This is a genomic window from Pseudomonas caricapapayae (assembly GCF_001400735.1).
Taxonomy (GTDB): Bacteria; Pseudomonadota; Gammaproteobacteria; order Pseudomonadales; family Pseudomonadaceae; genus Aquipseudomonas; species Aquipseudomonas caricapapayae.
Genome location: NZ_LJPW01000059.1, coordinates 58731 through 73905 on the forward strand (window position 1 = coordinate 58731; position 15175 = coordinate 73905).

Here is a 15175-nt window from a genome sequence, read left to right on the forward strand (position 1 = left end):
ACAAAAGGATGGACAGGTTGATTGCAAAAGATCTGGATAACGCTCCGGCCCGACACGGCGAGGCGCCTGGCTTGCCGAAACCGGCTCGCGGGCGCAAGCGTGATCCGGCGCGAGACGCAGCCATTCTCGACGCAGCAATAAACGTGCTGGCAGAGTCCGGCTATGACGGCATGACCATGGACATGGTTGCGTCACGCGCCGGAGCGGGCAAAGCAACGGTTTATCGTCGCTGGAATTCCAAGGCGGAGCTGATCGTCGACGCCGTCGCCCACCTGAAACACAGCCAGGTAGATCTGCACAGTCTGCCTGACACAGGCTCTTTAAGAGGCGATTTGCTTGCCATGCTCAAGCCACAATCGGCTGAAGAGGGCGAGCGCAAAATGCGTGTGATGGCCGGTCTCGCCTCCGTGTTATTGCGGAGTCCGCAGCTGGCTGAAGCAGGGCACGCGGCGATTGTCGAGCCGTGGGCCATGGTCAATCGCGTGCTGATGCAACGCGCGCTTGAACGCGGCGAGATATCGGCGAACGCCGATGTGGACGCCGCATGCCAGGTGCTTCCCTGCATGGCGGCTTATCGCGCCCTGGTTCAGCGCAAACCGTTTGATTTGCATTTCTTGACCGCCATGATCGATGGCGTGCTACTGCCTGCACTGGGCGAGTCGAAATCGGCAAGGGATGAAGCCGAACAGTAAAACAGCCTTGACGTACACTGATATCTCGATATCGACACTGCCCACAGCACGATGACTTATGAGCGGTTAATGGCGGCCCAAAGCTCCACAAATATCGGGGTGAAAAGCGTTGATTTCAAATAGCTCAACCCGGCGGAACCACCGGTGCCTGTCGATGAACCTATCGTGCGCTCGACCAGTTTGGCATGGCGAAAGCGCCATTCTTGCAACAGTGAATCCAGGTCCAATAGCTGGTTCAGCAACAACGCTTCGTAAGAAGGCCGTTGGGGAGGCAAGCAAGGCGTTGATCAGCCGCAACTGTCGATACGGGTGCCAGCGTACTTTGACGGAATTATTTACCCCATCTTGGGGCTGAACGCCTGTGCAACAGAAAAGACCTGCTTCATGGCGTTGAGAGCTGAAGCAAGGGCGCAGGGAGACTGATGTCGAGGCCATACACGCAAGAGTGGTCCGGCAGTTTTGGCCTCGACTTGCTCAGCCTCGCACGCGATAGCAAGAACTCGCTTGAATACCTGGTCAACGCCATGAATGCGATCAACGGAGCAGCATCTGAAAGTACATTCAGCGTCGCGCCGGTCTCAAGGAATAAGCACTGCTTTATCGCTGCTGCCGGCTTCCACGGCTTTGTACTGTGTGATGCCATCTACAAGCGCTATTTCCGTTACTCCCTCAGGTCGAGGCAGTACACCCTCATCGAAGTAGTGACCGAAATCCTTGAGCATTGCTGCGCATTGAGTGTTGTCGTAAAGAAGGGAATTGACGCCGACAAGAACACCTCCTTTGCGATATAGCGCCAACGCGGGGAAATCGACCATCCCGTCTGCGGGAGCGGCGATTATTGCGATTTGTCCAAAGTTTGCCAGCGCTGATACGGCAGCCGGGAGCCAAAACCCAGTTGTGTCGAAGATGACGTGCGCCCCACCAGGAAAGACCTCGAATACTTGGCGTTCAAGCGATGCTGCGCTATCAAGCACGATTGCGTCGTACCCCTTGCGCCTCAGGACCTCGGCGTGTTCAGCCTTGCGCACAGCACTGATGTGCCTTTATCACCCCGTCATCAATTGGATGACCTTGCCCACCACCTGTTGAGGGTTCATAACGCTTATCTGATCGGCTCATGCATTGTCTTCAAGGATGCGCTGTAACATCACTCGTCAATCACTATCGAGCAGTCCGGTTTTTAATGGGGAAAGTGATGAAAAACTTGAAGGACGTGGCGCGCGCAGTGGCGGCGCAGTAGCCAACGATTGTGAGAGAGTGCGAAAGATCGACAGCCCAGGCCACCGAAACTTCGGTTCCACATTTTTATCTGCTGCAAGAGGAGGAGGGCAGGCCCGCGTTGGCGTGTAAAATTGCTGAAGTTAAGGCTTCACATCTCCCTCACGTCTGCCCTCGCGTTCATCCTCTTCCAAAGGCTTCGAGAAAGCCCGCAGAGCGTGCTTTTCTCGTGGACGGATTGGTCATTGCGCTCAACGGTAAGGACTTCGCAACATTACTTCGCCGCGAGTTGTTGGGCCTGCTGCAACTGATCGGGTGAAATCTTGTGGGCGCGGGCCTGTTTTACCAAGGCGTTGTTGGCAGTCGCCAGGCCAGCGGTCAGGGTTGAGATCTCCGTGACCAAAGCGCCAATTTTGGATTTTTTGATTTCGGGATCCATACTCTGATCCGCCATGAGTGACTGTAACTCTTGCTGTTTCTCCTCAATCTGTCGCTTCAGCTCGCGAATCATCTTGAGGGTTTTTTGCGTCTGGTCTGGTAAGCCGCTTGATTCGATATCGGCATTCGACTTTGGCTTATTGTCGTCGGCAGACTTCTGAATGCCCGCACTGGACAATGAAATTTTTACCCCTTCGGCCGGAACCGCAGTTGACGCTGCCGAAGACGACTCAAGCGACTCATCCGTAACCTTGCCAGTGTCAGGACTGGACGCAGGGACGACCGTGGGCGTGAAGCTGAAATTGGAGAGCTGAGTGGAGATGTTCAACGTGTATGCCTCATGAGATGCCCGAAGTACGCCATCGGTACGGAAATGTAGCAAAACGTATCATTATTCTACATCGGCCGGTTCTACAAAATCTGTAGCTTCTGATTCCCTGAGCAAGAAAGCTATCGCGGTTGTTCTGCGTTTTAGCGGTTAGCGTCGGCCAAGCCAGTCTCAATGAAGCGAACGGAACTCTCCATTGCCTGCTGACCCTCTGGCAGCATGGTGGCGTAGAAGTGCCAGGCGTGGAACATCGCAGGCCACACTTCCAGGTTTACGCGAACGCGGTTGTCGGCCAGGTGAGTTGCAAGGCGCATTGCATCACTCAGCATCAGCTCGTTCTCGCCGATCTGCACCAGGATGGGTGGAAGACCGGTGACGTCCGCGAACACAGGTGAGGCCAGAGGATGATTGGCCAATGCGTCCCCTAGGAATGCTCTGGCGAGGATGTCTAAGACAGGCTTGGAGTTTAGAGGATCCAGACCTTCACGGTTGCTCATGGAAGCACCGGTGTGTTCAAGGTTTGCCCACGGCGAGATGGAGGAGCCAACCGCAGGCAATGGAAGCCCTTTCGATTTAGCCGCAACCATGACGCTGATAACCATCGCGCCGCCAGCCGACTCACCAGAGAATGCAATTTTGTTAGCCGGGATTTTCTGCTCAAGCAGCCACTCGTAGGCGCGCAGTGTGTCATCAATAGCGGCTGGGAACTTGTGCTCAGGGGCAAGGCGATAGTCCGGCATGTACACACGAGCACCGAGCATTTTCGCGTAGTTGCCGCCGATGCCGTGGTAGCCGTCTGGACGACCTACAATGTAGGCGCCGCCGTGGATGTACATCACTACTGCGTCAGTCTTGATCTCGTCCGGGGTAACCAGTGTGCCGGGTACACCACCCATGTCGATTGCTTCAAATTTGACGCCAGCTGGCGCTGGATTTTGCGCGAGCATTTTTGCGTAGGAGTCGCGAATGTCGCTCATTTTCGTGGTGGTATCGATTCCCTTAAGAACGGGTACCAGATCGCTCAGGCTGTTTGCCCATGTCTGGACGGCTGCTTGGACTTTAGTGTTCATGATGACCTCAATTGATCGCTGGGAGCGGATTAGCTAATGGAGATACTATGCGTATTATTGGGGAATAGGTTTCCCCATAACAGGTGCTAAGTCGACCGAACGTTGGGACCATTGAGGCCGTATGGAACTCCATAATCTGAATGATATCGCCGCATTTGTAAGCTCGGTAAACGCTGGAAGCTTCACTGCGGCGGCAAAACAGCTTGGCCTTACTCGCTCTGCAGTGGGGAAGTCGGTAGTCAGGCTCGAGGCTCGTTTACAGGTACGTTTACTGAATCGCACTACGCGTAGCTTGAGCATGACCGATGACGGCCAGGTTCTTTATGAACGCTGTGTGGGCGTTCTTCAGGATCTGGACGACGTGGAGGATGCCCTTGCGTTTCGTCGTTCGACACCCAGTGGGCGATTGCGGATGAGCCTGCCGGTTGCACTGGGCAGACTTCATATCCTTCAACACATTGAGTGCTGTCTTAAGGATTGGCCCTCCCTGAGCGTGGATATCACCTTTTCTGACAGGCTGGTCGATCTGATCGATGAGGGATTTGATTTGGCCATACGCATTGGGCCACCGAAGGAAGATTCTCGGTTGTTAACGCGCACTCTGGCCTACCAACAAATGATTACCTGCGCTTCCCCCAGATATTTGGCGGAGCATGCCGAGCCTAAAACGCCTGAGGATTTAACCGAGCACCAGTGCCTGCATTTCGTGAGCGGTGGGAGATTGCTTCCTTGGAATTTTCGCGTGAATGGTAGCTCTGTGTCCGTTACTCATGGTGGAAGGCTACAGATGGACAGCGCTGAGTCATTACACCAGTCAGCTGTAGGTGGCCTGGGTATCGCCACTCTTCCGTCCTACGTGGTGAACGACGATTTGAGGAGCGGCAAGCTTGTTCAATTGCTCGCTGGGTATGCAGAGGCCGCAGAGCCTATTCGGGTGATCTACCCTAGCAAGCGGCACCTATCTCCAAAAATTCGACTCTTCATCGATAAGCTCGTGGAGGCTTGGTCACCATGCCCACCCTGGGAGCAGCATTCGTAAAAGCAGAAGCCGGCGCTTCATCGTGCACAAGTTGGTCAATGTGTCCACACCTCCACTGACCAAGTGTTTCGCACGGCTGACACGTTCGGGTATTGGATATTTTACGATGAGCTGAGGAGGGTGGTCGTATTCTGCGATCAGACTCGTGATACGTATCTCGTGGCGCAACTGGATCCCCGATCCCCCAGTCCGGAAAAAATATGGATATTGATCGACTCAATCGCATCAAGCGGGGTTAGCGAAAAAAGCGTTTACCTTTTACGTAAATTGACCACAGTAGCAGCTTCTCAAACGCCACCAGCTTTAACCGATCGGTACTCTCTGGTTTTTCAATTGCGGACGGTATGGCACCTTCAATACCTGCGTCCTAAGGGCGCTATGGACTGCTTCATCAATGAGGGAGGCGAAGGTCATTGCTCAAGATCGCGCCGGCGAGGGACGCTGGTCGAAACTCCTTCAGATCCTCGATCTCCTAGAGGATATGTAGCTGGCAACGGCGGTTGGAGGGTGTAAGTCTCACCCGTGCTGATCAATTGGATCTCAGTCCAGAGGACGTCATGACGGCCGTTGATCATGTTTACCTCATGCCCGAACAGACGGCTCCGGTACAAAGGGTAGATTTTATAGCGCTCTGATTGACGTCCGGATTCCCGAGAGTTTTTCTGCTATCGACGGGATTCACGGGAACAGGACATGGTCAACATGAAGCTGCGCGCAGATGCCTTTGAGGCGCTTGCCGTGCTCGTTTGCCCAGTCGGGTTCGATACTGAAGCCGTAGGCGATCTTCCCGCTGATGTGATTGATCAGTCCCTGCAGCGAATGAAATCCACGCCGCCTCGCATGGGCCGCGGCATCGATCTTGGGGTGGGTCAAGTAATAAAGATGGTCGTTGACATCCTTCTTGTAGGTTTTCGAAAGCCGAGGTGTGTCGCCATCAACCAATAGTCCCAGCACGATCTTGCGGGCGCCTGGCGTGACTATTTTCGTCTTGGTAGTGTTTAGCCAGAACCCTTCCTCAGCGATGCACGTGTTGATCGCCTTGATGTGCTGGCTAGCCTGTGGCCTATCAAATACCCCTTTGAGGAAAACACGAGGTCGTCCGCGTACCGCGAGTACATCAAATCATTTTCTGTCGCGTAGTTCTGAAGCGTTTCGTCCAAGGACTGCATGACCAGATTGGCAATTCTCGGAGAAGTCGCTGCTCCTTGGGGTAGGTGGCCAATGCGGGTGTCGCCAGAGTAGGGGAGCCCCGGAGGAAGCGTCTTGTTGCCATGTCGTTGATCCGGGTTACCGCTTGCGCGAACACGGGTGCAGAGCCTCGAAAGCTCGAATGCCACCAGTGGTTGGTAACCGAATGACCTGAAGAGCTCGTAGACTTGAGGCTCCAAGATCGACTCGAAGAAGTTAGTGAGGTCGAGCTTGATCAGCCACGTCGCCCCACAGTGCAGTTGTGCGGTCTCAAGCACCCCGTTGCGGTTGTCGTAGGCGAAACTGGCTTCGTGCGGCTGGATTTTGGACAGGATATGGGTGTTGATCCAGCGCTGCGCCCGGAGCAAATCCTCCGTGGGCGCACAGATCCACCTGAACCGATCTGGGCTGTGCCCAGCATTCTGCTTCTTCAGCTTGAATACGTTGTACGCTTCTGCCCTGTACTTACGGCTAATCGTCCGATGTAAAAAGGGGTATGGGACGTCAGTCAGGTGAGCGAGGTGCTTCAGGGTAAATATAGGCGGGCAGCTGTGCTTCATCTGCTTTGCCGTCTGCACAGCATTTTGCAGAATACTCTCAGACACGCCTGCTTGGCGGCCTGCTTTCAGATAGGGCTGAGAGCTCCAGCGGGTCATCTACCTTTGAATTCCGCCCTGCGGATGGAAGCCTTCTGGCGCCAGACTTCGATAGCGAACACCACGAAGGCTGCCAACCTCCAGTACGCGTGAGATCGTTCGACGGTAAGCATAATTTGCTCCCAAACCGCCCGCACAACGTGCGGGATACTAGATTCCGCTACTGCGGAGCCCTCAGCTGCGTTGGATAATACGGAGCGAGGGCGGCGGGGGCTACAAAAAACTTCTTCCCCTGGCGTCGGAGGAAGCGGATAGCTTTATGGCCCGCCAGCGTCAGCGCTCCCGAGTTTGTGAGCCAGCCCCTGCGGACTGCACGATCTATTGCGTGAATTAATGTGTCTAAAGATAGCGGCAGGATTCGGCGCAACTCCGCTATTCGTCGTTTGCATTGCGAGTGGGCTAGCAGAACGATTATTGCGGATTTGCTTTGATCATTGGATCGCTTGAACCGGGGGGACTGTGCGATTTCAATGGCTTGAAGAGAATTCAAGGCGGTGCTGAACAGGACGTCCATATTGGTTTGGGTGAGTTGGGCGGACTGACGAAGGACATCGGTGACGCGTTTGGGAAAGAGGGGCGCCCATCTTCTCTTACCTCTATTTTTCTCCGAGATGAATATCGCCGGCATGTTGTTCGGCGCCCCGTGTTCGAAGGCCAGCAGGGCAGCAGTGTTTTTCCAGCCTAATGGGTTGTCGCTGTGTGCTCCGTATTTTTTGCAGAGCGATTTCATATCCTCCAAGTCTGCATCGAAGCTGTTATGAAGGGTAGGGCAGTCGGTCACAACGGCGACGGTTGGGGCGAACCTATGCGTCTCAACTTTTCTGATACCTTGCCCCGTACCACTGTAAGCCATCACCCAGAATTTTATGAACCTTCCCGAGTGCCAGCTTCTAATTGAGGGAACATTCCACATGGCATCAAGCATCGCGAATGCTCGGTCTCCGCTGCCGATAAAGTCAGTGAGGATGACGAAGTTTCTGACTTTGGAGTCTCTGACATTATTCGCAGTGGGCTGAAGTAGAAAACGTGCGCCGTTGGAGCGGCAGAGCGTAGTTGCAACGTGGGTCGTTAGCGTCTCACTTCCAATATCTTGGCTGGTGTACTTAAGCGATTTAATGGCCTGTATCGCTGCGCCCTGAGCTCGCAGGTGCTTCTTCTTCGACCTTGGATTGTAGGTCTTTTTCGACTCGTATATCGGAGGCGGGAGCTTAGCTCTTGTTTTTTGTAGTTCGCGCTCGATGAAAAGCGCCGATGTGGTCTTTGATGGAAGTGTGTTTTTTATGAGCTTGGTGAGGCTATTTTTGAATTCGTTGAGAGGGCAGTAGCTGATCGAGTCGAGCAGCTTCTCGGCCAGCAGACGGTCGGCGGGGCTTCCGAACTGATCGAGCCATAGCTGGGTTTTTTCTTGCTCCTTCAATGGCTGCACGATGTCTCCATTCTGTTTCTGCTGGTGTTGGCCGCTATCGGGGAAGCTTGGCGGCGCCTGGTTGTGTTGGTCGCACTGGCCCATTAGCACTGGCAGATGCGTCGCGTTTTGGACGGGGCCAAGCCAGCATAGTGGAGTTGGCTCGTTTGTTCAGTCCAGCAGTTCTTGAGTAGGCAGGGATCACGAACTCACGGGGGGCATGCTGGATCGTCCTTGATATGTACTCGGCAATTCGAACAGTGCAGAGCTTACGGCTAGAGTTATTTGAAATTATGGCTCAGCGATAATTATTGCTGAACCAAAATTCTGCGAGAGGCGTTGCAGCTATCAATGCTTGCGCCGGGAATGGGCAATCCGATAGCCCCACGCGCACGCCGACTACTGAGATCAAAAGTCGCGGACACCACTGTCCTCATTGACAGGCATCGGAAAACGCGTAGTGCTGTAGCGCCTTCCATCTCATCCCGTCGGGCCGGAGGTGTTACCAGAACTGGTGATTCAGCCAGACGGGCTATTGGGGTACGATTGCGGGCATGTATTTGCTTTGTGGCCTTTTGGTCTGGAAACACTCATCCATGGAGGGAATTAATGTCTGACCAAACCCGTCATCTTTCGTTGTTTGAGGAGGACTACCTTCTCCGTGAACTAGGCCCCGTTGCGCATGTGCCCCAGGTTGCGTTAACCGAGCTTGTGGCGAATGCATGGGATGCCGGTGCCAGCAAGGTTGACCTGTTTCTCCCCACCGAGCCGGGCGGTACGCTCACCGTCGTTGATGACGGCCATGGGATGACGGCCGCGCAATTCAGCAAGCGCTGGATGACTCTGCGGTATGACCGCCTGAAGCACCAGAGCTCCAAGGTCGAATTTCCCAAAGGCAGAAATGCCAAACTCAGGAAGGCCTACGGGCGCAACGGGGTAGGTCGACATGGGCTGCTCTGCTTCGGTGATCAGTATCAGGTCGAAACCTGGCGTGACAGCAAGCTCTGCACATTCGTCGTGGGGACAGAGTCCGGCCCCAGCCCGTTTGTCGTGCGCTCGGAAGAGTTTGCCGAACGAGATGGTTCTGGCACCCGGCTCTCTGTATCGGTCACCCGTAAAATGCCCGATATTAAAGAGATCGTGACAGTGCTTGCCGCCCGATTCGTCCATGATCCGGCATTTCAGATTCGAGTGAACGGGGTGCCTCTGACGTTGGCGAAGCTTGAGCAGCACGCTCGAACCCACCTCCTTGAATTGAGCGATGGTCGTAGTGCAAAAGTCATCGTCATCGACTCCACACAGCAGAATCATTCGTCCATTCATCAAGGCGTGGCGTTTTGGGTTGAGAATCGGCTCGTGGGTGACCCCTCATGGGTGATTGGCCAGGTCGCTAACTTCGATGGTCGTACACGGTTCGCAAAACGCTACAAAGTCATCGTGGACACCCAAGGATTTGAGGGGCACGTATTCCAAGATTGGACGGGGTTTCAGTCAACGCCAGCCGTCGAGGAGTTATTCAAGGCTGCAGCGGAGTGCATCAACCACGTTGCGAATGAGCTGGCTAACGAGGTTGTAGAGGCAACGTCTGAAGATGCATTGGTGCAGAATCGCTCTGAACTCAAAACCTTGGGGCAGGGCGCTCAGATGGAAGTGACTGAATTCACTAAAGCCGTGGCCCAGGCCCACCCAATGGTCTCACCAGACTTTCTCGCGACAGCAGTCAAGGCGGTGATCAACCTGGAGAAATCCAAGAGCGGGGCATCCTTGCTCACCAAGCTGGCCCACCTACCTGCGTCCGATATCGAGGGGCTGGACTCATTGTTGGCAGACTGGTCAGTCAAGGATGCTCTGAGAGTGCTGGACGAGATCGATGACCGGCTCAGTGTCATCGAAGCTATCAGCAGGCTGGCTGAGGATCCTGATACCGATGAGTTGCACACTCTGCATCCCCTAATACTGCGTTCCCGGTGGTTGTTTGGGCCCGAATTTGGGTCAATGGAGTACTGCTCCAACATGACGTTGAAAAGCGTTGCGAAGCAGCTGTGGAGGGATGCTGACGCAGCATTCATCAACGAGCGCAAACGTCCCGACATCGTGGTACTGCCGGATCGATCCACCGCGCAGCTTGTGGGGATCGAGCAGTTCGACCCGCACGACGCTTCGCTCGCCCAAATGCAAAACATCCTTCTGATTGAACTTAAGAAAGGTGGATTCAAACTCAACCGAAAAGAGGTCAACCAGGCCGACGAGTACGTCCAGGACATCGCGAGCTCAGGGTATGTAAACGGTTCTCCGTTCATAACGGCATGGGTAGTGGGGCAGTCGATTGCAGCAGGGGTGGCCACCACGAAGACCGTTGGCGATGAGCACCATAAGTATGGGCAGGTGCGCGCCACTACCTATGGAACACTGGTCGGCACGGCCAATTTACGTCTGATGCGTCTGCGGGAAACCTTGGAAGACCGCTATGGCAACCTCAAAACGGACGCGCTTCTTCTCAAGGTTCTCGCAACCCAAGAGCAGACGAGCTTTGACTTGGGCGCGGTGCCGGAATCTGGAGCCAAGGACGAAGCCTCCGTGACAGAGGTGGTCTGATCTACTGCGCCATCACCTCAAGCGCTTTGTCGCGGAACACGATATGTGCATTGTGCAAATTCTGCACATTGCATCAGTCAGTGTTTTTTTAGGGCAACCGGGTGGGGAAGGTGGTCGAGCGCTTCCGATGAAACTGACGTGCTGATGGTGCTGACGTCTGTTCCCAAGTTCGGTCATGCTTTCACGACGAGTGCATCCCGGTGCTGGATCATAAGCTCAATGCTCTCTGGCTTGAAGGCGCAGATAGAACCGGAATTGTTTGGCCATCATAATCACGTAATCTCGACTTCCTCAGCGGTAAACCAACCGGCCTCGATTGCGCGCTGTATGGCAGTTCTTGGCTGTGAGGTGTACACGACGATGGCTAAGCTTTCCTCAGCCCGGCTGCAAGTGACGTACAGCAATCTTCGCGTCCGAGAAAGGGCATCGTCCTTGCCTGCTTGCTGGTTCTTGATGTCGTTGTCTGAGGGCGCCTTAACGCCTAACAGCTTGTCGTAGCTGAACAGGAATCCTCCGGCCTCTTCATCGTTGAGAATCACCATGACCCTTGGAAACTCCAAGCCTTTCACCCCCTGGTGTGTATCGAAGGGAGACAGGCCTTCTGCGTATCCGGCGAATGCGGCCATTTCAGAGTAAGGCCGCCCCAGGAGCACACGGTACGCGTGCACTTCAAGCGCCTCACGGTCGATGGTATCCGGCGGCTCCTCGTCGGTCACACCTTGTGCAACTGCCATCAGTAGCCGTTCCGGTATTTCGAGCAGACCTGTTTCTACTAGTGCCCACACGACATCGGCCAAGGATGGATTGTTGTCGGCGAATAGTCCGCACAGCGTTTGACAGCCCATACCTGCCTGCTGAAGCAATGCCAACTGATCAGGGGCCGCTTTCATCCGATCACTTTCCAGCAGAGGCGAAATCAACCGTACAGCTTCCATCAGAGCAAATTCGCTCTCGTTGGCAGCGGCCAGGATAGGCATGACGCCCTCGAAGAACATTTTGAGTACTGGTAGCGTCCCATCCAGCAAACCGGTGCGCAGATGCTCTACCGCATAAAGGGGCGTGAAGACCCCCTCGAAGCCAAGGCGTCTCCCGGCCATTTTGTGCTCAAGGATTAGAGTTTTGCGCTCTGAGGTTCCAGCAGCCCATTGCTGATCGCCTGTGATTTGCGCCATACGCTCGGCAACCCGACTTTCCAACTCAAAGCCAGTGCCCGCAGCTTGATGAGTGCAGAACAGGCGGACGGCACCTCGGAACGCGTCAGGTTTTGGAGTCTGTTGATGATCATCGGCAGCGCTGCGAATGACATTGATGAGCTCAACGACCCTCGTGGGGCATCGGCGGTTTACGGGTTTTTCAGGGATAGCCCAGTCATCGGGAATAGCCCGCTCCAGGTGCTCTTTCCCGTCGTTGTAAATTCGTTGCATGGTGTCGCCGAGAAGGCCCAGGCAAAACCGTGCAGGGATAAGCGATTGAGCGGTCAGAAACGCGTCCATGAGAGCGCCATTGGTATCCTGGCTTTCATCGATCAGAAGCACCGGGTACTGATCGGCCATAACGTCCAGCAGAGGCGGGCGCTGAATAAATGCAGCCGCCATCTGGATAACCTCCGCGTGATTCAGCGCTTGGCGCCCTCGGTTCTCTCCGGTGGGGCTGTAAGTGAAACTGACGACTTCATTCAAGGCAGCCAGCCGCCGCGTTTTACTATCAAGCGATGCACGATTGGCACGAGCCGTTTTGTTATTCAGATCTCGGGCTTTGAGGAGCTTTGCGTTCAGCTCTTCAATACTTTCGCCAAGCTTGATCCGAAGCCACTCGCGGATGTCGTCATTGAAGCCCCGGATCATTCGCCATGAAAACGCATGGATGGTTGAAACGACTACCAAGGGGTCACTCTCCAGACGACGGGCAATCTCCTCGCACGCCGCGTTGGTGTAGGTGATGATTGCCACCTGACGCCCTTCGAACGTCAACCGTTTGTGCTCTCGGGACTTCAGCTCACTCACCGCTGTAACCAAGGAATGCGTTTTCCCTGATCCTGCGCCGGCGTAAAGAAAAAAGCTCTTCGGGTGATCCAAGTCCAAGCACTCTCGGATCACCTCATCGGCATCACGGGCACCTTCGGCGTACTCAGTCGTCGCGGGGCTCATTCTGCTACCTCAACGATCTCTGTTACCTCAACGATCGCGGCAGGAACGACCAGTAGATCCTTGCGTTTGAGCTCCAGCTTGGACTGCAGCCACGTCAGGCCCTCATGGATGTAGGCGGGTACTGCAAGCTGACCGAACGCCGGATCACCGAGCACCTCAAGTGCGAATTCGGCTTTGTCGCCCGTGCGCAGCGTATCGAACAGCGCCGAGGCCAAAGCTTGTCCTGTTTCAGACTCCTGGATAGCCTGGCTGAAAGCACGCATCAATCCACGTCGGCGATTACCCGAGAAGCACTGGATATTGGTTAATGCCAAGCTGTCTTCGAACGTATTTGGCAACGCTTCGCCTTGCGCACCGGTCTTCGGCAACTGAACAGAGATAGGGGTCTGATACGCGATTCTGATTGAGTATAGGGAGTCGATCTCTTCGACTTTATGCGCATCCTCTAGGTCGAGCAGCGTGTCCACATCATGGCCGAGTCCTTTCACTCTCATCCAATGGCGGACAGTCGGGTTGTTAGTAATCTGTTCTGCGCCCCTAGCCACTGGTTGAGCCGCTTTGTCTTTCCCCGCGTCGAGATCGGTGATGACCAGCGTCGCGATACCCAACGCATCCACCAATGGCCTCAGTCGGTGTGCATGGCTCCCACCAATATCTAGGATGGTGATGTAGCATTGGTCGAGGAACTTGAAATGCTGCCGCAGGAAATGGGGCAGGATCATTCGCTCTGCAGCGCCTTCCACCAAGATCACAGCATCAGCGAAAAACAGGTCGGCGTGGTGCGCTCGCAGGTACCGTGTGACGAACTCTTTAGTTTTGCCTGTTTGGCCAAATACGGTGCTCAGGTTGGAAACGGTCGAAACAGGGATGGGTATGCCTGCCATGCCGGATGGGAGCCGCCGGAAGTAGCGCAGGTGTTCATATTCGATTTCGTGAGCGACGTGGCTTGAGTGGGAGCTGACGACCAGTTGGGTCTTCAGGTTAGGAAATTCCTCAAGCACCGGGTCGTTGCAGAGCACGTGGTACGCATGCTTTATAAACGCTTGCTGGACTTGAACGTGCAGGTGCGCCTCGGGCTCCTCAACCAGCACAAGGTGTATGGGCTCGACGTTCGCAGTGGTGCGTTCTTCGGGGATTCGGGACTTCCTCAGCCAGTTGTCACGAAATGCCATGAGCCGGAAGATCATGGAGATCAGATTCTGGTAACCCAAGCCGTTCGATGTCTCTGGAAGCGTTAAGCGAGGTTCTCCAGGCGCACCTGCAACCGAGTCCAACTCAAACAGAACTGCTGCCTCATGATCTAAGCCATCAGTTGGGCCGAGGCGGGTTGCCACTTTGATGCTGGGATCGCTGTTGTTCGGGTACCCAAGGCCTGCAACCTCTCTAAGCGCGGGCGCAAAGCTCGTTGTTAGCCTAGTGTCAAAAGCGCTTTGGGCAGCTTCAATGGCCCTGAGCGCTTCAAGATCCGATACGTCTGGGCTGTCGCCAGGGTCGAGGTGGCGGCGATAATAGGTTCGCAGCTGCTCAGACAACTTCCTGCCACTTCCCGTTTTACTGTCATCTTGCCCCTCATCGGCGCTGTCTCCGAAACCGCGCTGAGCATTGATCTCATGAACCCGGATCAGACTGAGGAGTGGATTACGCTCAAGTGGCACTGCAGTGTCAGCCAGCGCTTGTAGGATCGCTGTCCGGTTTTCGGTACACGGGGCAGAAAGCATATCCGGGTTAAGCCGATACCAGTGCACCTTGAACGACTTGACCAAGCGCCGGTTTAAATAGTCATGAAGACTCTGCGGCCATAGCTTTAGGGTAGGGCGCTGTTGTCCTTGCTCAGCCTGATTCTGGATCTCCTGAAGGAGAGTGGCCACACGAGCACGCTCTTTTCGATAATCGGCGTAGAGCGTGGGTAGATCGTCCGGTTCCAATCGAAACCGCATCCCGACCATTCCACCAGACCAGGAAAAATTGGGAATCAGATCGCGAATGTGATGGAGCTCACCCTGAGCTGCCTGTATCCACACGTCGAGCGTTGGCAGCCAGTCAGCCCAAGCGTTGGATGCTGGAATAGCGAAGCTGTCATCGGCCTGTTCCCACTCCTGACCAATCGCATCGAGCGTGGCGATATGGCAAAGGGTGAGATCCTGCAGCCGGAACGTCGTCGGCTTAACCAGGAATTTGCGCAGTGCCAGCATTGCTGATGATTTGCCGCTGTTGTTGGCGCCTACCAGAAGAGTGGTTTCGGCCGCCAAGTCGATTCTAACGGATTTAAGCTTGCGGAAATTCGCAAGCTCCAGATGCTGGATGCGCATGGAGTCCTCCCTGAGATAAGGCGATGGCCGTGAGCCACTGCTAGGTTATAGAACTGTAGCTGACTGCTAGCCGAAGGGCACCAAGCTCAA

Annotated in this window: 11 protein-coding genes and 1 pseudogene; 3 read left to right on the forward strand and 9 right to left on the reverse strand. The window is 54.9% G+C overall.

What is annotated here, in order from left to right:
• Positions 1-17 precede the first annotated feature (17 nt).
• Positions 18-692, forward strand: coding sequence for a TetR/AcrR family transcriptional regulator (locus ALO80_RS08805; RefSeq protein WP_211372062.1), 675 nt, complete (start codon positions 18-20; stop codon positions 690-692).
• 56 nt (positions 693-748) lie between these two features.
• On the opposite strand, the gene ALO80_RS32485 is transcribed toward ALO80_RS08805, so the two are convergent.
• The 4 genes and pseudogenes from ALO80_RS32485 to ALO80_RS08820 all read right to left on the reverse strand — a co-directional run bounded on the left by ALO80_RS32485 (position 749) and on the right by ALO80_RS08820 (position 3746).
• Complete coding sequence (locus ALO80_RS32485) at positions 749-967, reverse strand: tryptophan 2,3-dioxygenase family protein (RefSeq protein ID WP_083493199.1); 219 nt, start codon at positions 965-967, stop codon at positions 749-751.
• Positions 968-1270: 303 nt separating this feature from the next.
• Positions 1271-1729: pseudogene (locus ALO80_RS08810) on the reverse strand (quinone oxidoreductase family protein); the annotation flags it as partial.
• A gap of 455 nt (positions 1730-2184) precedes the next feature.
• On the reverse strand, positions 2185-2676 hold the full coding sequence (locus ALO80_RS08815; RefSeq protein WP_235812463.1) for a hypothetical protein: 492 nt from the start codon (positions 2674-2676) through the stop codon (positions 2185-2187).
• 143 nt (positions 2677-2819) lie between these two features.
• A complete protein-coding gene (locus ALO80_RS08820; RefSeq protein ID WP_055008706.1) occupies positions 2820-3746 on the reverse strand; it encodes an alpha/beta hydrolase in 927 nt (308 codons plus the stop codon).
• A gap of 121 nt (positions 3747-3867) precedes the next feature.
• Between ALO80_RS08820 and ALO80_RS08825 the strand changes: the two genes are divergently transcribed.
• A complete protein-coding gene (locus tag ALO80_RS08825; protein ID WP_055008707.1) occupies positions 3868-4785 on the forward strand; it encodes a LysR family transcriptional regulator in 918 nt (305 codons plus the stop codon).
• Positions 4786-5463: 678 nt separating this feature from the next.
• On the opposite strand, the gene ALO80_RS31970 is transcribed toward ALO80_RS08825, so the two are convergent.
• The 3 genes from ALO80_RS31970 to ALO80_RS08835 all read right to left on the reverse strand — a co-directional run bounded on the left by ALO80_RS31970 (position 5464) and on the right by ALO80_RS08835 (position 8055).
• Positions 5464-5739, reverse strand: a complete 276-nt coding sequence (locus ALO80_RS31970; protein ID WP_235812464.1) for a hypothetical protein — start codon at positions 5737-5739, stop codon at positions 5464-5466.
• Between the two features lie 44 nt (positions 5740-5783).
• Positions 5784-6629 carry a reverse transcriptase family protein gene (locus tag ALO80_RS08830; protein ID WP_235812465.1) on the reverse strand — a complete coding sequence of 282 codons (846 nt, stop codon included), beginning with the start codon at positions 6627-6629 and terminating at the stop codon, positions 5784-5786.
• A 160-nt stretch (positions 6630-6789) separates the two neighbouring features.
• Entirely contained in the window at positions 6790-8055 is a 1266-nt protein-coding gene (locus tag ALO80_RS08835; protein ID WP_055008729.1) for a phosphoribosyltransferase-like protein, read from the reverse strand.
• 588 nt (positions 8056-8643) lie between these two features.
• On the opposite strand from ALO80_RS08835, the gene ALO80_RS29280 reads away from it, so the two are divergent.
• Positions 8644-10629 (forward strand): ATP-binding protein, encoded by a 1986-nt coding sequence (locus ALO80_RS29280; protein WP_083493201.1) that lies wholly within the window; start codon positions 8644-8646, stop codon positions 10627-10629.
• A 272-nt stretch (positions 10630-10901) separates the two neighbouring features.
• Here the strand turns inward: ALO80_RS29280 and ALO80_RS08850 are convergent, their stop codons facing one another.
• Both ALO80_RS08850 and ALO80_RS08855 read right to left on the reverse strand, forming a co-directional pair.
• Positions 10902-12776, reverse strand: coding sequence for a UvrD-helicase domain-containing protein (locus ALO80_RS08850; RefSeq protein WP_055008708.1), 1875 nt, complete (start codon positions 12774-12776; stop codon positions 10902-10904).
• Entirely contained in the window at positions 12773-15085 is a 2313-nt protein-coding gene (locus ALO80_RS08855; RefSeq protein WP_055008709.1) for an AAA family ATPase, read from the reverse strand. Before ALO80_RS08855 ends, ALO80_RS08850 begins: the two co-directional genes overlap by 4 nt.
• Between the last annotated feature and the right edge of the window lie 90 nt (positions 15086-15175).